We start from the raw sequence: 20,438 nt of genomic DNA, 5'->3' as shown, positions 1-20,438 counted from the left end.
CGACGCGGCGGCCGCCGGGGCCGGCGCAGCAGTCGGCGCCGGTTCGGGTGCCGCAGTTCCCGGCGGATCCGACGCTGTGGTTCCCGCAGCAAGGGCCGGGGCCGTCGCCGGTGGGGGCGCCCCCGGCCTCGTCTTCAACACGGACGTCGACGACGCGGAGGTCGTGCCCGTCTCCGAGGAGGAGACCGCGCGCGCCGCGCGCTCCCTCGCCCAGTCGCGCACGTGGACGGTCGTCCCCGTCCCCGCCCCCACCTACGTGATGCGCGGGCGCATCTCGGGCCGCATGGTCCACGCCGACACCGACCTGCGCGGCATCCCCAAGGTCGCGGCCTCCGTGCCCGCGCGCCCCGTCGCCGCCACCTACGAGGGCGGCAAGCGCTCCACCGAGGAGGTCGTCGCCGACCAGGCGGTCGCCCTCAACCTGGAGGCCGTCCTGGACTCCAAGCGCGCCCAGTGACGCGGCGGACTGCTGAGTGACGAAGCCGCCCCGGGGTCGCGCGGGTTGCGCGCCCGGGGCGGCGGTGCCTGTCACCGTCGTCGTGGGTTGGCGGACCGCCCCGCGCAAGACGCGTCAGGGAGGGCCCGGCCCATCCCGCGGGCGGTGCGGCGCCTGCCGATCCTGGCGGTGATGGGGGCGCCTGCCGGTCCTGGCGGTGACCGGATCAGCTCCATCGCTGGCACAGGGCTCGGCAGGACGGGGCGCGGCCATCCCGGTTCGCGCTCAGTGGGCGGAGGTGCTATGCTGGTCCCCGTCCTTGGGGCTATGGCGCAGTTGGTAGCGCGTCTCGTTCGCAATGAGAAGGTCGGGGGTTCGAATCCCCCTAGCTCCACCACCAGGGCCTTCCAGGACCGGTCTCGAGGTGAATACTGATAGGACTCCCCCGGCGCGCCGGGGGAGTTTCCGCATGTCCGGGGCAGGGGGGCCGGATCGTAGGGGGGCGCCGCCACCCGGTGGGGGTGCTAGCCTGTGGGAATGCTTGCAGTGCTGAGGAAGTGCGATAAGGCCCTCGCCGTTGTGTTCGCCGCGTTGATCATCGTGTTCATCGTCGCGGCGTTCACCGTGCCGGAGTTCTGGGACTGGTTGTGGCAGCGGCACCATAATCAACTCAGCTGGTACATCCGACCGCTGTTCCTGGTGCCCTTCTGCTGGTTCTCCTACAAACGCAGCTGGGCGGGGGTGATGGCGACGGTCTTATTGCTCCTCACGAGTATGGGGTGGTTCGCCCCGCCAACGGAGGCTAGCCCACAAGTGCAGCAGTTCCTGCAGTTCGAGCAGCAGTACCTGCAGGGGGACTGGACGCCGGGAAAAGTCCTCCTCACGCTGCTCGTCCCCCTTTCGCTGGCCGCGTTGGCCGCAGCCCTGTGGCGCAGGAACGTCTGGCTCGGCGTGGCGGTGCTGGCGTTGATCGCCGTTGCGAAGTCCCTGTGGAGCGTGGTCTTCGCGGGCGAGGCCGGGGCCAAGGTCCTCCTCCCCGCAGCGGTCGGGCTCGTCCTGTGCGGCGGGTGCCTGTGGCTCGGGACCAGGTTCTCGCGCTCACGGACCGCGGACAAGCGCCCGCGTTGACCATCCGTGCTGGGGGCGCCGGCCCTTGCGGCGCGTTCGTGACGGCGTGCGGATAACGGCTTGTCCGTCGGCCCCGCCCCGGCAGGGGGCTGGGTCACGGTGCGGCACCGACGATCTCCTCGAGGGCGCGCACGTGGCCGTCGAAGGCCCTCCGCCCCTCCCCGGTCAGCGAGAGCCACACGACGCGCCGCGAGTCGTCGCGCATCGGGGACGCGCTCTTGCGCGATTCGAGGTAGCCCGCGCCGACGAGTGCTTTGACGTGCTTGGACAAGGTGGCGTCCGAGACCCCGAGGGAATCGCGCAGGCGCGCGAAGCTCAGGCCCGCGACGTGGCGCAGCAATCCGCAGATGCGCAGGCGCAGCGGGGCGTGGACGAGCTCGTCGAAGCGCGCCTCAGCCACGGCGGGCGCTCTCCACGGCGCTGCGCAGGGCGAGGCCGGACAGGCAGGTCGTGAGGGCGAACGCTGCGAGGCTGGTCGCGACGACGGCCCACGGGAGTTGGAGCGACACGAGGCCCAGTGAGACGCTGAACAGCGCGAGGCAGGCCACGACGATCGCCGCGACCATCCAATTCGCGCGCGCGCCGAGTGAGCGGAACCGGATCCCCGTCTCGCGCTGCACCAGGTGGCTGACGACCAGTGCGCCGAGGAGCGCCATCCAGCCCGACGTCGGCGGTTCGTAGTGCGCTCCGGGCGCGGCGGAAGCGGCCGAGCCGACCCACCAGGCGCCCAGTGCGCCGAACGCCGCCATCAGCGCCCATGGCACGGTGACCTGTTGGGCGAGCCTCTGGCGGTCCGCGGACAGTGCGGTGAGCATTCCTGCGGCCTCGTCCCGGCCGCCCTCGAAGTGTGTTTCCATGATGGAAAGCGTATATGAAACTTTCCGCTTTGGAAAGTCTTTGGGGGCGGGGTGTCAGTATGGCCTCGGTCACTAGTTCGTCTGCCCAATGGGAGCTGGAGCTTGGGTACGGCGCTCGTGGCCTGGAAGATGGGTGAGTGATATACTCAACACCTATAGACGACATCGCGGTCGTGGCCGTAGGTGAGGCACTGAGGAGTGAGAAATGGTGGTTGCCCTGCGAGCGGACATCAACTGGCGTGCTGCGGCAAGTTGCCAACGCTTGGCGGATGCCCATGCTCTGTGCCGGTTCGGTGCTGACGGGCAGAGCTGGGATTGAGTGAAAGTGCCCGCAGTTATGTCTTCTGCAAGTGCAAAGTTCCGTCTCGTACTCTCGCAGAGCGATGACGAACCTGGCGGGCCCGCAGATTGGATCGGGCCGATGGTTGCGTTGGGGTGCCGGGCGGCGCGGCACCACAGGAAGAACGGTGGTCGTCAGCTGGTCATCGCGGTTTCTGTTCCGAGACGGGATTTTGCGGCCGTTCTGATTGGCTGTGGCTGGGTGCTCGCAAGTGAGAAGCCAGAACTGCCCACCCCTTTGGATACTCTGCGGAAGCTTGAACGAGGCAAATGGGTGCGAGCCGTCAACAAGCGCAAGGTGTTAGCTGGGGCCTTTCTTTCCCTTGACGAAAGTGTGGAGCCGCCCAGGGCGAGGTTTGCCGGAAGGGAATGGACTGTTGATAAGGTCCAAGCGCTGAGTGAAATCGAGGACTGGGAGCCGAACCGCGGTACATGCAGTCAGGACCGTCCAGAGCCCGGAAGTATGGCGCGTATGGCTGGTCTGGACTCAGTATGGGATGCGTGGTTAGCGCGTCCTGCGGCTGACCTGGCGATCGTCGGCACCGCGGAGTGGTTGAAGGAAGACTCCAGCGCATGTTTGACAAAAGAGGATGACGAAGATCTGGAGCGCAGCTCTATCGGGTCGGTGCTGCTGCCCAGGACACCGAAGGTGGCAACCTGGTGCACGCGCATCCTGTCCGCGATGAGTCTCCCCGACCGTCTTCCGCTCCTAGCGGCCCTGAAGGCTGTCATCCTGGACGGCAACGGAGCGATCAAGTGGCTGCCGGACATTGAAGCCCCGGTTGTGATCTGCGTCCTGGACCGCTCCCGGGCGGACGAAGCGACCGAAGAAGTCGTACTCCAACTGAGGAACACCTGTGGCGAGCCCTTGTCGCTCTCGAAGGATCTGGGATGGACACCGCCAGGGGGAGTCGAAGCATTGGGATTCACGGTGGCGCTATGAACCGCATTGACGCACTGAATCGCTTCTATGAGGCCGCCGATAGGATTGCTCGGTATCAGAAAGGCGGCATTGAGATTAATGCCGTTGAAGATCCCGCCGGTGCGCGTTTCGACGCGGCCGTCCGCCGACTCATCGCACTGGCGAAGAGCGAGGACGGTTCCTTCCTCGACGACATTGTCTGCCCAGCGAAGGCGTTGCGGTGGCGACGGATCACTCAAGCTCAACCGGTCAGCCTCAACCCAGGCCTTCACGAACTCGTTGAAGCGATCTCCGAGCAAGCCCGGAGGCTGAAGGGGGCGATTCGGAACCAAGATTTGCTCGACGAACTAGTCGATTGCGCGAGCGGAATCGCTCGAACTGACTCAGGGATCGGCTCTGAACTTATGACTCTGTTCAACGAGGTTGGCGTCGGCAATTGCATTATCGTTGCCGCGAGTAGAATAGCGGCAGACGGACTGATATCGTGGCTTGACATTGACGGTCTCCTTGTCGTCACTGCTAGCGAGGCGGTGCGCGCACGACCCGGGCGTGAGTGGATGTACGTTATCGGCCCCCCGGTCTTCTTCCCCGCATCGCTGGTGACGGCTCCCATAACGGACGATGTGAGTTTCTTAATACCGGAGTGGTTCAGGAATCGCGACATTCCGCGTTCGAGGATTGCCGCATACGCAGAAGGGGCTATCCTAGTGAAGGCGCGTGTGTTCGGTGGGGAAGCCATCGAAGGTGTCGAAGGCGAGTCCTCGAACGAAAGTGCTGGCGAGACTGAATATCTGCCACAACCCATCTGGGGTGAGCGTCCAAGTGGTGGTCGTGAACCGAAGAATGACGAAGTGACGGCGCGTAAGCTGTACCTGAGTGGTGGCTATGCGATGTGGCTCGACGACGGCAGTCGCATTCGCTCCCTCGACCCAAGCCAGCCCTGCGGTGAACGTGTCACGTACACAGAAGTGCCAGCAGTCCGGGTGGGAACCTACCTCCTCCTCCGGGAGGGCGCCACTGAGCGGAGCGCGTTGTACCGAGCGGCGCTCGATGGCCTGGGGCCGAAGGAAGCAGAAATTACGGCCACGCAAGAGCAATGGAAGCGTCTCTTAGCCCTGCGGCTACGACACCATGGCCACCATTGTGTCGAAAGGGATCTGCGCAATGCGGGTGTTCAGGCTGTCGACCAGGTGCGGGCGTGGATCGATCCAATCTTGGTCCGACCGAAGCGTAAACAAGATTTCGAAATACTTCTCAGATGGCTGGACATCGCGGTCCATCCGACCTTGGACCACGCTTCTGAACTCCGTAGTAAGCTCTACCATAAGATTGCACAATATCGGAAGCAACTCGAGGAAATAGTGTCATCTGCCGACCTCGCTGAGCTGGAGCGTGTCGGGCACATCGTCTTAGATGCCCGCACTGAAGGGTTCCGGGGCATTCTCGCGACCAAGGTCTTGGCTGTTTCGCCTTTCAAGCAAATCATCTCCCGACATGATGCGCGAGTGCCGTTCGTCGACTCGGGAGGTCGGTGGCTCGAATGACTCCTTCCAACTGGTCGACCAGCGATCCGCTGGGCGAAGTTATAGTCCACGCCGCCGTAGATGGGGCTCGAGGCGCCGTAGCGCGGGGTTACCGGCCTTGTCGAGACCGTAACGTCAAGCGCCTTCGTTTCGTTGACTCGCCACGGACTCGTCCGTTCCGCGAGCAGTTTCTTACACTCACCGAATCCGGTAGCACGGGCTGCCGCACAGTAGGAGGTAGAATATGAGTGGACTCGAAGCCCGAGACATTGTAGAAGCCGAACTCCGGCGCGAACTATTCGGCCCCATTGATTCGGATCATCCAGCAGGGAAACCAGTTGACTGCTCGAGCGGCTCTATCCGATTCAAGACAGTTGAGGAGAGCCGCGGACAGTTCTACGACAGTGCGACAATGCAGGAGATCCTGAACACGGGATCGCCGCTTTCCCGTTATGGCATCGGTGTGCTTCACGGCGGTGTTGTGGCCAGTGGGCGAGGGGCAGGAATCAAGGACATCGATCTTACGGGAGTTCCTGGTCTCGCCCATCATGAGGATTCCCCTGATGGGCCGCCCATCGAGATCCAGGGGGCGCTGCGACATGACGCGGCTGACGCAGACGATTTCGACCTGACCGACGCCAACAGCTTCAAACCGTCCGCGATGGCGGTTTCCTTTCAATGCCGCACTCCAACCAGTGGTTCCCTCGCCATCAGGGTTACCGGTGCCCACTACGAGAAGATCGCGGTCCACGTCCCGGGGCGATCGGGGCCAGTTGACTGGTGGTGCCGCCGCCCCTTCACGCTCAACGGATCGGTCCCCGGAGACGTCCTCCTCTCGCAGACCAACCAGTTGACGACCGTCAATACTGCACCCGAAGGCGCGCAGCCAGTGATCTCGCCGACGACTCAGGTGTTCACCCGCCCAGTACCCGGAGTCGAAGACTCAGAACTTCGACTGGTGACGGTAGTGGCCGTGAATCAAACAACGCGTAAGGGGGCGGACAGTGCCCTGTTCCAGATGGGGTTCACCGTCACCGCCGTGGACGGTCTGACTATCGAACCCTACCCGGAGGTCGCGCGTTCCGGACGCGACGAAGAGGAGCAGTCGATCGACCTGCTCTACCGCAACAAACGCACCTACGCCATCGGGCACGGCTGCGCCGCCGAATGGGACGAGGGCCCAGGGGAAGCAGTATGCCAGGTGCGTGCCGTCGCCTTGCCGGCTTACGAGGTCGTCAGTTTGACCCCGAACGTCTACTTGACCGACGACAAGGGGAAATACCTCCTCGATCACGAAGGACGGCGCCAAGCGGTCACGGTCAGCATGGAAGAACTTGCCGACGGGACTCCTCAAGGGCGTGAACAGGTCGAGACCGTGCTGCGCCTGTACTCGGAGTGGATCGCCGCGCGCAAAGCGGAAATCAGTGATCTGCCTGAGCGCTTCCGCCAAGCTGCTAATCGACATATGAGGGCGGCGGAAACCGCTCTCGAACGAATGGAGACGGGATGGGACCTGGTCTGCTCGGATCAGACGGCCGAGCGGGCGTTCCGATGGGCCAACAAGGCCATGCTGTACCAACAGGTCCGCTCCACCTTCCCACTGCGCGAAGCCGAACCTCGCAAGGGCGGCGGGCCTCGCCCCAAAGGCGCCCATCCGGAGCCGCGCATTCAGCAGGGCAAGGGAATGTGGCGGCCATTCCAGATCGCGTTCATCCTCGCCAGTCTGCCCGAATTGGTCGCCCCCTCCCACCCAAACCGCTCCCTGGTGGACCTCATCTTCTTCCCAACTGGTGGCGGTAAGACCGAGGCGTACCTCGGGGCTTGCGCGATCAGCCTGCTCGCCCGCCGCCTGCGCGATCCCGACGACACGGGTACTGATACCCTGATGCGCTATACGCTGAGACTCCTCACCGCCCAGCAGTTCCTACGGGCCGCCTCGCTCGTCTGCGTGCTGGAAGATATCCGCGACCGTCATTCTAATGCGCTGGGAAGCGAGCCTTTCAGCATAGGGATCTGGCTTGGTGGCTCATCAACTCCGAACACATGGAAGCAGGCCGTCAAGGGGCTCGAGAGACTCCAAAGCAACGTTCAACAAGAGAACCTCTTCCTGTTACTGCGTTGTCCCTGGTGCGGGGCTGAGATGGGGCCCAAACCCAGGGGCAAACATCGTGGAAGAGGGCAAGACGTCGTCGGCTACGCCATGGCTCACGGCCGCAAACGGGTCGTGCTGCGTTGCGCCGATCGTGAGTGCCGCTACTCTCGGCGTTCGGGCCTGCCAGTGCACGTGGTGGATGAGGATATCTACGAGGTGCGTCCCTCGATCGTGATCGGCACCGTCGATAAGTTCGCCATGATGGCTTGGCGCCCTGAGGCCCGGAGCCTATTCGGTTTCAACGATCAGGGTGAGCGTGTTTCCTCACCGCCCAATCTGATCATCCAAGACGAACTGCACCTCATCTCCGGGCCACTCGGCTCGATGGCCGGCCTGTACGAGGCCGTCATCGACGAGCTGTGCACCGACCGCCGGAACGGGGAAGCGGTCCCGCCGAAGATCATCGCGTCCACTGCCACCATTCGGCGGTACGAGGACCAGATCAAAGGGCTATTCGGCCGTACTGATGTCGCGCTGTTCCCACCGCACGGACTGGAGGAGGGGCAGTCCTTCTTCGCTCAACCCGTGCTGTTGGAGGACGGATCGCGTGGGCCCGGTCGACGGTACATCGGAGTCATGAGCGCCTCCTTCGGCTCCACGCAGACAGTGCAGACCCGTGTCGCGGCAGCAACCTTGCAGGCAGCCGCCAAAGTGCCCGAAGCGAACCGCGATGGTTATTGGACGAATCTGAATTTCTTCAATTCACTGCGAGAACTCGGTAACACCGTGTCGCTTTTGCAGTCCGACGTGCCTGACTACCTGACCCGGCTGAAGCGGCGCGATGGCGTCATCCCCCGGTGGCCGAGCCGCCCGATGGAACTCACCTCGCGCCGTCGCTCTGATGAGATCCCGAAGGCGATCGAACAACTTCAAACCCGCTACAGCCCTGGGAAGGACCACCAAGACGCCATCGACATCTGCCTCGCCTCGAACATCATTGAAGTCGGCATCGACATCGACCGCCTCGGTCTGATGACCATCGTCGGACAGCCTAAATCCACGGCGCAGTACATCCAGGTGTCCGGCCGTGTTGGGCGTCGCGTTGATATCAGCCCGGGTTTGGTGATCACGATCTACGGTGCGGCGAAGCCCCGTGATCGGAGCCACTACGAGAGGTTTCTGACCTACCACCAACAGCTCTACGCCCAGGTTGAGCCCACTTCGGTGACGCCATTCGCCACCCCTGTGCTCCGACGCGCGCTGCATGCGGCCATCGTGGCTTACATCCGGCAGACCACGCCAGAAGACCTGTTACCGTACCCGTTCCCCTCAGTCGAGTACCACAAGGCGTTCGCACTGCTCCGTGAACGAGCGCGCATCACTGATCCTGACGAAATGCCGGCAATGGAACGGATGGCTTACAAACGTGCCCGGCAGTGGGATGGCTGGGAGCGCACGATCTGGGAAGCGAACCCCGCTCCTTGGGGAGACCCCAAGCAGGGGTTGATGCGCTTCGCGGGGACGCTGCCCGACCTCGACAGCAAAGCCGCGATCTGGGACGTGCCAACGAGCATGCGGAACGTCGATGCCGAGTGCCGCCTGGAGATCTCGCTTGCCTATGCCCATGCCGATGCTGAAGTGGAGGAGGAGCTATGAACACCGGAGCAATGAGGCGTGCCCAACTCGTTACCCCGTTTGGGGTAGGTGCGATGAGTGTTCTCGTCGACGGGACGTCGGTCATCACTGCCGGGTTAGACCACTGGTATGAGCCTGAAGGCCGTGACGACCCCGCTATGGAGGAATACCAGGAGCATGATTGGCGGCTTGAAGCGCGCTTGCGGGTCAATGAGTTGAGATTGCCGCCCGACTACCGGTATCAGGGGCATGGGGACGACCAGCGAAATGTCAAGCTGACCGTCCCAGCGCTGCGCTTCCCGCGCTGGCACTTCTGTATGTACTGCAAGCGCCTTGAACGATCAACGCTCACTATGCGGGAAGCCGTGCGGTGTGAGAACAAGAAGCACGGCAACTCCAAACCGCGTATGTCCCAGGTCCCGTTCGTCACCATCTGCGCCGCAGGCCACCTTGACGACTTTCCTTTCGATGCGTGGGTGCACCGAACCGCCAACCCTTCCTGCAAGGGGCCATTGCGCCTTAGGTCTATTGGTGGTGATGGCCTCGAAGGCCAGCAAGTCGTGTGCGATCGGTGTGGTAAGAAGCGGAGCCTCGGTCGTATCACTGAAGCACATGACAAGAATAAGGAGCAGCATACGTTCTTCAGTGACAATCTGTCGTCACCCGACGACCCCTACCTCTGCTCTGGTGCCCGCCCCTGGCTTGCCGAAGACGAAGGAGCCTGCGGTCTGCCAATGCGCGGTGCTCTACGCGGTGCCGGCAATATCTACTTCCCAAAGGTCGAGTCGTCTATCTATCTTCCCTGGAAGGAAGGCTCTGTCAGCGCCGAAATGCACGACCTGATGCGCCACCCGGCGGTCAGTGCCACGATGCGCACCCTGCACAACATATTCGGCGTAGACCTTGAGGCTGGGATTCTGCGTAGCCAGCTTCGCGAGAATGTGCCTCCGGAGCTCTTCGGCCCAATTACAGACGAAGAACTCATCGCGGGTTATCGCGACCTCGTTGGCAGTGGGGACGAAGGGAGCGAATCAGATGAGGAATCCGATGCCGAATTCCTCACCGGAAACGACGAATGGCGCTATCCGGAGTTTCAACTCATTCGAGAGACCCCGATCGATGACTACTTGACCGCAACCGATCCCGGTCTCCACACCGATCTCAGCTCCCACTTGGAGCGGGTGCGCTCGGTCGATGTGCTCCGTGAGACCAGAGCGCTGAGGGGTTTCACCCGGGTCTACGACGATGTTCTGAAACTCAGTGCGGGCAAGGCCCTCCTGCGCCGGGAACCGCTGCCGTCCAGCCAAGACTGGCTGCCCGCCTACGTCGTGAAGGGCGAGGGGATTTACCTCGAGCTCGATCCGGCGCAGCTGGCTGCTTGGGAGGGCCGGCCCGAGGTTCAAGCGCGGGCCCAGAGGATCACTGACCAGTACGGGAAGTTCACCGCTCGGCGTGGTGGCCAGGGCCGTGCGCCCACCCCCCGTTTCGTGCTTCTGCACACACTGGGGCACCTGCTTATCGATGAGCTTGTTTTCACCTGCGGGTACAGTTCCGCGTCGCTCCGTGAACGCCTCTACGTTTCGACTAATGCCGAGCGGGAGATGGCGGGACTCCTCATCTACACCGCGGCTGGCGACTCCGAGGGCACCATGGGTGGCCTCGTGCGCATGGCACGGCCCGACAATCTACGAGCGGTGTTCGTCTCCGCCGTCTCCGGTGCCCGCTGGTGCTCCACCGACCCCGTCTGCATGGAAGCGGGCGAGAAGGGGCAAGGACCGGACTCCTGCAACCTGGCCGCCTGCCACGGCTGCGCGTTACTGCCGGAGACCAGCTGCGAGGAGTTCAACCGCTTCCTGGATCGCGGACTGGTCATCGGAACCTTCAAGGATCCTACGTTGGGATACTTCTCAACGTTCTCCTAGTTCCTGCAGTGCCTCCTTGATAGCTGTGGCTAGAGAGCGGGCTAGGGGAGGCGGGACCGCGTTGGAGACCTGTTCGACTTGTGCGGACAGGTTTCCTTCCAGAACGAACTCGTCCGGGAAGCCCTGGAGAAGCATCGCCTCGTAAATGCTGAGGCGCCGCCGTCCAGAGGGATGCACGTGGATTTCACGGTGGCCGTAGGCGACCGTGGGGCTGGGTTGATCCCACTTCAGTCGCCGGAAGCTGCGCCCCGTTTGGCCTGATTCTTCCGGTTGGAGGAATCGTTTGGACATAGGGCGCATCGTCCAATGGTTCTCGTGGTGGGGAATGGCCGTCCTCTGGAGTCCGTGTGTGAAAAACACGGGATCTGGAAGGCCCTCGATAACCGAACGAACCGTGAGATTGCCTGTTTCGGCTTTCTTGGGTTTGAAAGCTCGGGAAACTTCGCGGTCCCTAAATCCGGAGACGATGACGCGATAACGTCTCTGGGCGACTCCGTAGTCGAGTGCTGAGTAGACTTCGGCGGTTGCGACCAGCCCGATGCTGTTGAACTTATCAAGGATGCCGTTGAATGTGGTCAGGTGCTTAGCGTCGCGGATGCCGAGCACGTTCTCAAACAGCACGAACTCGACTCTGTATTTCGTTTGGAGCGCCTCAACAATCTGCAAATACAACAGAGGGAGCCTATTGCGGGGGTCATTCGCCGCAGACCGGGTGTTTGCTCGCGAAAATCCCTGGCAGGGCGGCCCGCCGATCACACCGATCGATTCGCCCGGTTCCAGGATGGGGGCCAAATGCTCGAGAACTCCATCGGAACCGAGTTCTGTAAGGTCTGCCTCCACCGCGACGGTGTCTTGGAAGTTGCGGCGGTGGGTCTCGATAGCCGCAGGCGAGAGATCCACCGCGAAACTCAGTGGGAAGCCCGCTTGTTGGAACCCGAGATCCAGCCCGCCAGCACCTGAGAAAAGACTAACGATTCTGGGCAGCGCGCTTGCGGCCTCAGCGCTCGTAGCGTCCGCAGTCGCCGTCCGAACGGGTGGTTCCAGTGTTTTTTCCCCTGCGGGGACGACCAGGCTGCCTTTCATGGTTCAACTATAGTATGGCAGCGGTCGCGGTCCCTGCGGCGCTGCAGGCTGCCGATGGACTATCACCATCGTGCCCAGAGCCTTTACGCCCAGCACTAACCCGGCCCGCGCCTCGTGAACAGGGCAGGGCGCTGCCCCGGTCGGGAGGCGCAGTCCCTGGCCGGTCGACGGCGCGGCCCCCGATCCGCCCGCCGACCAGCGGCCCTCCCGCGCGGCGCCGGATCCCGCCCGTCGAAGAGGGGCTGCGCCGCCACTGCGATTCGCCCTAGTATGGAAGCGGGGCCGCGGCGCCCCCCATGAGAGCACAGCTCCCGTTGGCGCGGCGGGGGCGCGGAACACAGGAGGACGCAGCAGTGTCGATCGAGGTTGAGCAGACGACGATTGGCGGCAAGCTGGGGGAGCGCGGCCTGCTCAGCGGGGACCGCCAGTACCGCATCCCGGACTTCCAGCGGCCCTACGTGTGGGAGTCGGAGCAGGTCGAGACCCTCATGGCGGACCTCCTGGAGGCGTGGCGCCGCGAAGGTGAGGAGGACTACTTCCTGGGATCCATCGTCGTCGTCTCCTCCCCGGGCTCCATCGACGAGGACATCATCGACGGCCAGCAGCGGCTCACCACCATTTGCCTCCTGCTCGCCGTCATCCGCTACCTCATCCTCGACGAGACCCAGCGCGGGGAGATCACGGAGCTCCTCAAGATCCCGCGAAGGCTCATCAGGGGCCTGGAGGAGCGCCCCCGCCTGAAGATGCGCAACCGCGACGTCGACTTCTTCGAGGGCTACATCATCGACGGGGACATCGACTCCCTGCGGGACTGCGACCCCGCCGCCCTGGCCACCAAGGGCCAGCGCAACATGCACGCCAACACCCTCGTCATCCTCGACGCGCTCGAGGACGTGATCAACGAGGACAACCTCTGGTCCTTCCTCCAGTTCCTCAGTGAGCGCGTGTCCATCGTCAAGGTCAAGACCGACACCTACCAGAGCGCCCACAGGATCTTCGGGGTCCTCAACACCCGCGGTGTCTCGCTGACGGCCGCCGACATCTTCAAAGCGAGGGTCCTGGCCGCCGTGAGCCCCTCCAGCCGCGACTCCTACGGCGACCTGTGGGACCGCACCCTCGACGAGGCCAGCCCCGACAGCGCGGACCAGTTCTTCTCGCACCTGCTGGTCCTCTACACCCACGACTTCGCCAGCAGGGCCCTCATCGACGAGTTCGAGGCGAAAGTGCTGTCCCCCTACCTGCGCGAGCACACCGGCAAGGAGTTCATCGACGACTTGCTGGTCCCCACGGCCAGGGCGTACCGGGAGATCGCCTCGGCCACCGATGCCACCATGCCCGGGGGCGTGTGGCTCGAGCTGCTCCGCCAGTACCCGGCCTCCGACTGGAAGCCCGCGGCGATGAGCGTCCTGCGCCTGGACGTTCCGCAGGAGGGCAAAGCGGACCTGCTCAAACGCCTGGAGCGCATGTACGGCGCCAACTACATGGCCAAGGTCTCGCCCGGCAAACGCGAGAAGCGGCTCGTGCGAGCGATGAGGGCCCTCGACGACGACGTGCGCCCCGTGGAGCACGCCGACCGCATCTTCTCCGTCGACGACGACGTGCGCCTGCGCGTGGTCGCCCGCCTCAAGTCCTCCCTGGCGAAGAAGGCCGACGGGAAGATCCTGCTCTACCGCGCCCTCATGGCGCTCGACGGGAGGATCCCCGCCCTCCCCCGTGCGACCACGGCCATCCAGGCGCTGCCGCCCGCCCCCATCGACGGCATCGACCCGAAGACGCCGCTCGAGGCGTGGTCGATGCGCCTGGGCGGCCTCGCGCTGAGCGCCATGAAGCCCCGCGACGTGAGGGCGGCGGGCAACTGGTCCGCCATCAACGACAAGTTGCGCAGCACGCGGGGCATCGGGAAGACGGTCGTCGCCTCGTTCCCCGGGGCCGACACCCTGGACGACCGGGCGCTCCAGGAGCGCCACGGCAGGCTCGTGGAGCTCGTCGCCGACTACTGGGACATCCGCCGCGACTCCGACCACGTCGACTTGACGCGGATGACCGAGGAGGAGCTGGGCCGCAACCTGGAGGGGAAGTCCGGAGGCCGCACCAAGCTGGTGCGCCTGGCTGACGTGGTGGACTCGGGGATCGTCGCCCCCGGGGACGTGTTCGTGTGGCGCCGTCCCAATATCGGCGACGAGTACTCCGTCACCGTGACCGACTCGGGCGGGCTCGAGCTCTCCGACGGCACTTCGGTGGCCTCGCCGTCGGCCGCCGTCCGCGCGCTGACCGGCACCTCGGCGGCCGCCTTCGACGTGTTCGTCCGCGAATCGGACGGCAAGAAGATGCGGGAGCTGTGGGACACCTACCGCCGCCGTTTCAGCAAATGAGGGGCGGCGCGGAAACGCCCGCCACGGCGGCGGGGGACTGTGTAGCGCCCGTCCGCTCCGGACCGGGGGCCGCCTGCGCGGCGGGGGCGCCCGGGTGAGCGCCTTCAGGAAAACGGACGGCCGCCCCGGCAGGATCGCCTACGAGGTCGCGGGGCTCGCCTGGCTGGCCGGGGCCGGGCCGTCGGGGGCGGCGGTCGTGCCCGTCCTCGCCCACGGCCCCACTTGGCTGGAGGAGCCGCGATTGCGTGCCGCCGCGCCCACCGCGGGGGCCGCGGAGGAGTTCGGCAGGGCGCTCGCCCGCACCCACGCCGCGGGCGCCGCGCACCTCGGCGCAGCCCCGCCCGGGCACAGCGGCGACGGGTGGATGGGCCAGGCCCCCCTGTCCCTGCCCGCGCGCTCAGAACCCGCGCCGCGGGGCACACCGGCCGCGGGGAAGGACACGGCGGCGGCGCGGGGGAGCGCGTACGGAACCGCGGCCTGGTCGGCGCCCGCCGAGTCGTGGGGGAGCTTCTACGCGCGCGAGCGCATCGCGCCCTACCTGGGGGCGCCCGCCTTCACGGCGGCGGAGCGCGCCCTCGTCGAGCGCTTGTGCGAGCGCCTGGAGTCGGGGGCGCTCGACCACGACCAGCCGCGCCTGGTCGCCGAGGCCGCCGCGTCCGGGCAGATCGGCGCGGCGCGCACCCACGGGGACCTGTGGAGCGGGAACGTCATGTGGACGCCCGACGGCGCGGTGCTCATCGACCCCGCCGCCCAGGGGGGCCACGCCGAGGAGGACCTGGCCGCCCTCGCCGTCTTCGGGTGCCCGCACCTGGAGCGCATCACCGCCGCGTACCACGAGGCGTCCCCCTTGGCCGACGGGTGGCGCGGGCGCACGGGCCTCCACCAGATGCACATCATCATGGTCCACTGCTTCCTCTTCGGGCGCTCCTACGTGCCCGAGGCCACGGCCATCGCCCGCCGCTACGCCTGAGGCCGGGGCCGGTCGCGCGCAGGAAGGGCCGGTCGCGCCGTCGTGCCGACGGCCGCCACTATGAGCGGGGCCGGGCGAGCCGCTAGACTGTCAGTGCCCCAATAGCTCAGTCGGTTAGAGCAGCGGACTCATAATCCGCCGGTCGCCGGTTCAAGCCCGGCTTGGGGCACCACCGCCTCCCCGCCGCCGTCGCGCGCCGGGGCCCGCCGCGAGGCGGGCGTGTACGGCGCGGGCACCCACCCGCCCGCACCGTTGGGCTTTTTTCGGGGTGCGGCGCGCGGCGTGGGCGGGTTGGGTTTTCCCGGAGTTGCGCACTGGGGTGGGGTTTGGGTTCTGGAGGCGGGTGTGTGGCGCGGAGAGCCAGACGCTCGGCCAGGTGGCGGTTTCCAGGTCGTCGCGCGGGGGGCACGGCCTGCCCGCTGCGCTTTCGGCACCCAGGCTTCTGCGGGCCGCACTGCGACTTCGGGTGGCGGTGGGCGGGAGTGGTCCAAAATGCGTCTGGGTTTCGCTGTTTTCGAAGGGCTCCGCGCGTGGGTGGTCCAAAAAGCGTCTGGGTTTGACGGTTTTGGCCGGATTCGGGCGGATTCGGTGAGACTCAGACGCATTTTGGACCACATGCCCGCCAAGCCCCTGTTCCCACCCGAAACTCAGACGCATTTTGGACCACCGAACCGCTGGAGCGCCCGGCCGCAAGACCGCCAGACGGCTGGACCACGAGAAGCGCGCCACCCCCGGATCGATGGAAGTCCCGCAATGTGCGGCACCCCACGTCCAAAAATACGAAAACCCTCATTTCTCGCAGGTGATACCATCCTCGTCACGGTTGAGGGTGTGCCTGTAGCCGGGGGAGCCTTCGTACATGGGAGCGGCACCCGCGGCGCGGGCCTTGGCGCAGTTCTTGAAGCACGCGGACACAGGGGTGGGGTGGACGCCTCCTGTGGCCGTCAGGGCGCGGCAGGGCGAAGGGCGGGCGCCGTCCGTGGAACAGGCTCGCGCGGGCGCCCCCGCCCTGGTTTCACGACGCCCCCTAGCCGTCGCCCGTTCGCGTCTGTATCATCAGAAGATGGACGACGAAGCAGCCCCCCGACCGGTCCTGGTGTTCCTGGTCCGCGCCCTGGTGGCCTTCGTCGCGGCCTGCGCCGTCGGGCTGGTGCTGTACTGGGCGGACGCGGACCTGTTCGCGGTGTACGCCTACGGCGCCTTCGGCTTCTTCACCTTCGTGCAGGTCCTCGTGTCGATCCCGGCGGCCCTGCTCGCGCGTCCGGCCCGGGTCAAAGCGCTCGTGGTGGTCTCACCGGTGCTGGTGTTCGTGCCCATCGCCATCGTGGTCGGCCTCGTCGCGGGCAGGGGCGGCGCTGGGGCGTCCCCGTTCCTCGGGGGCACGGCGGTGCTGGCGGCGGTGGTCGTCGCCCAGCTGTGCGCTGCGGTGGCCGCGTGGCTGCTGCGCGAGGCCTTCCGGGCGTGGCGCGTGCGGAGCGCGCTCGCGGAGGGTGAATTCTAACACAGACAGCCCTCCTTGTTGAGAGGGCCCCTGGTTGTGCCTATTATGAGTGGTTGCGCCTTATTGTGTCCGAGGTGACCCGTACCCACCCGCCGTAACAGGCGCTTGGCGGGCGGCGGCGGTGTCAGGTAATGGGCCGAAGGCGCATGCGCGCAACGGAAAAGCAGGGAAGGACCCCCTTTGGCTGCCAACAGCACCGCCAAACAGCATACGCCCCGCGTCTCATTCGCCAAGCTCCGCGAGCCCCTCCAGGCCCCCAACCTCCTGGGATTGCAGGTCGAGAGCTTCGACTGGCTGCTGGGCAACGACGCGTGGAAAGCCCGCGTCGAGGCCGCGAAGGAGAACGGCCGCACCGACGTGCCCGACGTTTCGGGCCTTGAGGAGATCTTCCACGAGATCTCGCCCATCGAGGACGTGGCAGGCACCATGAGCCTGTCCTTCCGCGACCACCGCCTCGAGTCCCCCAAGTACTCGATGGAGGAGGCCAAGACGAAGGACTACACGTACTCCGCCCCGATGTACGTGACCGCCGAGTTCATGAACTACGAGACCGGCGAGATCAAGTCCCAGACCGTCTTCATGGGCGATTTCCCCCTGATGACGCCCCGCGGCACCTTCATCATCAACGGCACCGAGCGCGTCGTCGTCTCCCAGCTGGTGCGCTCCCCGGGCGTCTACTTCGAGAAGCTCTCGGACCGCTCCACCGACAAGGACACCTTCGGCGCGAAGGTCATCCCCAGCCGCGGCGCGTGGCTGGAGTTCGAGATCGACAAGCGCGACGCGGTCGGCGTGCGCATCGACCGCAAGCGCAAGCAGTCGGTCACGCACTTCCTCAAGGCCATCGGCATGACGGAGTCCGAGATCCGCGACTCCTTCGCCGACTACCCCGTGCTGCTGGAGACCCTGGAGAAGGACACCGTCAACACCCAGGAGGAGGCGCTGCTCGACATCTACCGCAAGCTGCGCCCCGGCGAGCCCGCCAACGTCGACGCCGCCCAGACCCTGCTCAACAACTTCTACTTCGACTCGCGCCGCTACGACCTGGCGAAGGTCGGCCGCTACAAGATCAACAAGAAGCTGGCCATCGAAGCCGATCCCAGGGCGTCGACCCTGTCCCTGGAGGACATCGTCGCCACCGTCAAGTACCTGCTGGCCCTCCACCAGGGCGAGGCGTCCTTCGCGGGGACCCGCGGCGGCGAGGCCGTCCAGGTGCGCGTCGAGACCGACGACATCGACAACTTCGCGAACCGCCGCATCCGCGCCGTCGGCGAGCTCATCCAGGGCCAGGTCCGCACCGGCCTGGCGCGCATGGAGCGGACCGTGCGCGAGCGCATGACCACGCAGGAGACCGACTCGATCACGCCCCAGTCGCTGATCAACATCCGCCCCGTCGTGGCCGCCATCAAGGAATTCTTCGGGACCTCCCAGCTCTCCCAGTTCATGGACCAGAACAACCCGCTGGCCGGCCTGACCCACAAGCGCCGCCTGTCGGCCCTGGGCCCCGGGGGCCTGTCGCGCGACCGCGCCTCCATGGAGGTGCGCGACGTCCACCCCTCGCACTACGGGCGCATGTGCCCCATCGAGTCCCCTGAGGGTCCGAACATCGGCCTCATCGGGTCGCTGGCGACCTTCGCCCGCATCAACCCCTTCGGGTTCATCGAAACGCCCTACCGCATCGTGCGCGACGGCAAGGTCACCGATGAGATCCGCTACATGACCGCCGACGACGAGAAGGCCCACTTCATCGCCCAGGCCTCCTCCCCACTCACCGAGGACGGGACCTTCGCCGAGCGCGATGTCCTGTGCCGCGTCGCGGGCGAGGAGCCGACGCTGATCGCGCGCGAGCGCGTCGACTACATGGACGTCTCCGCGCGCCAGATGGTGTCCGTGGCGGCCGCCTTCATCCCCTTCCTGGAGCACGACGACGCGAACCGCGCCCTCATGGGCGCGAACATGCAGCGCCAGGCGGTGCCGCTGCTCACCACCGAGGCGCCGCTGGTCGGCACCGGCATGGAGGAGCGCGCCGCCCACGACTCCGGCGAGATGGTCCTCGCCGCCCACTCGGGCGTCGTCTCCGAGGTGAGCGCCGACCTCATCGTGGTGTCCACGGACGCCGGGGGGCGCGACAGCTACCGCCTCGAGAAGTTCGAGCGCTCCAACCCCGGCAACTGCACGAACCAGCGCGTCATCGTCGACGAGGGCGACCGCGTCGAGGCCGGGGACGTCCTGGCCGACGGCCCGGCGACCTCCAACGGCGAGGTGGCGCTCGGCAAGAACCTGCTGGTCGCCTACATGTCGTGGGAGGGCCTCAACTACGAGGACGCCATCATCCTGTCCCGCCGCGTCGTCGAGGAGGACGTCCTGACCTCCATCCACATCGAGGAGTACGAGGTCGACGCCCGCGAGACGAAGCTCGGCGAGGAGGAGATCACCCGGGATATCCCCAACGTCTCCGAGGAGTCCCTGGCCGACCTGGACGAGCGCGGCATCATCCGCATCGGCGCCGAGGTCACCGCCGGCGACGTCCTGGTCGGGAAGGTCACGCCCAAGGGCGAGACCGAGCTGACCAGCGAGGAGCGTCTGCTGCGCGCCATCTTCGGCGAGAAGGCCCGCGAGGTGCGCGACACGTCCCTGCGCGTGCCCCACGGCGAGGAGGGCATCGTCATCGGCGTGCGCGAGTTCAACGACGACGAGGACGACCTCAACCCCGGCGTGCGCCAGACAGTGCGCGTCTACGTCGCCCAGCGGCGCAAGATCACCATCGGCGACAAGATGGCCGGCCGCCACGGGAACAAGGGCGTCGTCTCCAAGATCCTCCCCGTCGAGGACATGCCCTTCCTGGAGGACGGCACCCCCGTCGACATCATCCTCAACCCGTTGGGCGTGCCCGGGCGCATGAACGTCGGGCAGGTGCTCGAGTACCACCTGGGCTGGCTCGCCCACCAGGGGTGGGACGCCTCGGGCGCCGTCGAGGCCGGCGAGGAGTGGACCCGCCAACTGCCCTCCGACGGCATCGCCACCGCCCCCGGCACCCGCGTCGCCACCCCCGTCTTCGACGGCCTGGAGGCGGACGAGCTGGCGGGCCTGCTGCGCAACGTCAACCCCAACCGCGACGGCGACGTGCTCACCAACCCCGACGGCAAGGCGCGCCTCTTCGACGGGCGCTCCGGCGAGCCCTTCCCGTACCCGATCTCGGTGGGCTACACGTACATGCTCAAGCTCCACCACCTGGTCGACGACAAGATCCACGCCCGCTCCACGGGTCCGTACTCGATGATCACGCAGCAGCCGCTGGGCGGCAAGGCCCAGTTCGGCGGCCAGCGCTTCGGCGAGATGGAGGTGTGGGCGCTGGAGGCCTACGGCGCCGCCTACGCCCTCCAGGAGCTGCTGACCATCAAGTCCGACGACACCACGGGCCGCGTCAAGGTCTACGAGGCCATCGTCAAGGGCGAGGACATCCCCGAGCCCGGCATCCCCGAGTCCTTCCGGGTCCTCATCCAGGAGATGCGCTCGCTGTGCCTGAACGTCGAGGCCCTCGACGCGGCCGGCAACGTCATCGACCTGCGCGACCAGGACGAGGACTTCAATGCGCGCGAGGACCTGGGCATCACCCTCGATGCCCGTCCCAACGCCGCGGCGACCATCGATGCGATCTGAT

At 66.0% G+C, this 20,438-nt stretch carries 13 protein-coding genes, 2 tRNA genes and 1 pseudogene; 12 read left to right on the top strand and 4 right to left on the bottom strand.

Going from position 1 to position 20,438, the window contains the following annotated elements:
• The 3 genes and pseudogenes from BH719_RS04665 to BH719_RS04655 all read left to right on the top strand — a co-directional run.
• Positions 1-457: pseudogene (locus BH719_RS04665) on the top strand (hypothetical protein); the annotation flags it as partial.
• Positions 458-757: 300 nt separating this feature from the next.
• A tRNA-Ala gene (locus BH719_RS04660) sits at positions 758-833 on the top strand.
• Between the two features lie 140 nt (positions 834-973).
• The gene (locus BH719_RS04655; protein ID WP_009743601.1) at positions 974-1,564 is read left to right on the top strand and encodes a hypothetical protein; all 591 of its coding nucleotides are present in this window, start codon (positions 974-976) and stop codon (positions 1,562-1,564) included.
• Positions 1,565-1,658: 94 nt separating this feature from the next.
• Here BH719_RS04655 and BH719_RS04650 read toward each other — a convergent pair whose 3' ends face one another.
• Together BH719_RS04650 and BH719_RS04645 are read right to left on the bottom strand one after the other, a co-directional pair.
• Entirely contained in the window at positions 1,659-1,964 is a 306-nt protein-coding gene (locus BH719_RS04650; RefSeq protein ID WP_009743600.1) for a transcriptional regulator, read from the bottom strand.
• Positions 1,957-2,421: a hypothetical protein gene (locus BH719_RS04645; RefSeq protein ID WP_009743599.1), complete on the bottom strand. Its 465-nt coding sequence runs from the start codon at positions 2,419-2,421 to the stop codon at positions 1,957-1,959. Before BH719_RS04645 ends, BH719_RS04650 begins: the two co-directional genes overlap by 8 nt.
• Before the next feature lie 337 nt (positions 2,422-2,758).
• Here BH719_RS04645 and BH719_RS09835 point away from each other — a divergent pair, with 337 nt between their 5' ends.
• The 4 genes from BH719_RS09835 to drmB all read left to right on the top strand — a co-directional run bounded on the left by BH719_RS09835 (position 2,759) and on the right by drmB (position 10,854).
• Positions 2,759-3,703: a hypothetical protein gene (locus BH719_RS09835; RefSeq protein WP_216818686.1), complete on the top strand. Its 945-nt coding sequence runs from the start codon at positions 2,759-2,761 to the stop codon at positions 3,701-3,703.
• Positions 3,700-5,226, top strand: coding sequence for a hypothetical protein (locus BH719_RS09075; protein ID WP_157098185.1), 1,527 nt, complete (start codon positions 3,700-3,702; stop codon positions 5,224-5,226). The genes BH719_RS09835 and BH719_RS09075 overlap by 4 nt, the downstream gene beginning before the upstream one ends.
• A 223-nt stretch (positions 5,227-5,449) precedes the next feature.
• Positions 5,450-8,953 (top strand): helicase-related protein, encoded by a 3,504-nt coding sequence (locus tag BH719_RS04635; RefSeq protein ID WP_009743596.1) that lies wholly within the window; start codon positions 5,450-5,452, stop codon positions 8,951-8,953.
• Positions 8,950-10,854 (top strand): DUF1998 domain-containing protein, encoded by a 1,905-nt coding sequence (gene drmB, locus BH719_RS04630; RefSeq protein ID WP_034255254.1) that lies wholly within the window; start codon positions 8,950-8,952, stop codon positions 10,852-10,854. The genes BH719_RS04635 and drmB overlap by 4 nt, the downstream gene beginning before the upstream one ends.
• Here the strand turns inward: drmB and BH719_RS09070 are convergent.
• Entirely contained in the window at positions 10,840-11,937 is a 1,098-nt protein-coding gene (locus tag BH719_RS09070; protein ID WP_009743594.1) for a DNA cytosine methyltransferase, read from the bottom strand. The two genes, drmB and BH719_RS09070, sit on opposite strands and share 15 nt — an antisense overlap.
• Positions 11,938-12,290: 353 nt before the next feature.
• Between BH719_RS09070 and BH719_RS04625 the strand changes: the two genes are divergently transcribed.
• The 3 genes from BH719_RS04625 (at position 12,291) to BH719_RS04615 (ending at position 15,451) form a co-directional block, all read left to right on the top strand.
• Positions 12,291-14,309, top strand: a complete 2,019-nt coding sequence (locus BH719_RS04625; RefSeq protein WP_009743592.1) for a GmrSD restriction endonuclease domain-containing protein — start codon at positions 12,291-12,293, stop codon at positions 14,307-14,309.
• 94 nt (positions 14,310-14,403) lie between these two features.
• Positions 14,404-15,279 (top strand): fructosamine kinase family protein, encoded by an 876-nt coding sequence (locus BH719_RS04620; protein WP_009743591.1) that lies wholly within the window; start codon positions 14,404-14,406, stop codon positions 15,277-15,279.
• A gap of 95 nt (positions 15,280-15,374) precedes the next feature.
• Positions 15,375-15,451, top strand: a tRNA-Ile gene (locus tag BH719_RS04615).
• A gap of 617 nt (positions 15,452-16,068) precedes the next feature.
• Here the strand turns inward: BH719_RS04615 and BH719_RS10290 are convergent.
• Positions 16,069-16,194, bottom strand: a complete 126-nt coding sequence (locus BH719_RS10290; protein WP_009743590.1) for an excalibur calcium-binding domain-containing protein — start codon at positions 16,192-16,194, stop codon at positions 16,069-16,071.
• Between the two features lie 148 nt (positions 16,195-16,342).
• Between BH719_RS10290 and BH719_RS04605 the strand changes: the two genes are divergently transcribed.
• The gene (locus BH719_RS04605) at positions 16,343-16,780 is read left to right on the top strand and encodes a hypothetical protein (RefSeq protein ID WP_157098184.1); all 438 of its coding nucleotides are present in this window, start codon (positions 16,343-16,345) and stop codon (positions 16,778-16,780) included.
• Between the two features lie 180 nt (positions 16,781-16,960).
• On the top strand, positions 16,961-20,437 hold the full coding sequence (rpoB, locus tag BH719_RS04600) for a DNA-directed RNA polymerase subunit beta (RefSeq protein ID WP_009743589.1): 3,477 nt from the start codon (positions 16,961-16,963) through the stop codon (positions 20,435-20,437).
• Position 20,438: the final 1 nt, after the last annotated feature.

It is taken from the genome of Pauljensenia hongkongensis (assembly GCF_001746855.1).
Taxonomy (GTDB): domain Bacteria; phylum Actinomycetota; class Actinomycetes; order Actinomycetales; family Actinomycetaceae; genus Pauljensenia; species Pauljensenia hongkongensis.
Note: the sequence above shows the minus strand (reverse complement) of the source record. Positions and strands in the feature narration are given on the sequence as shown.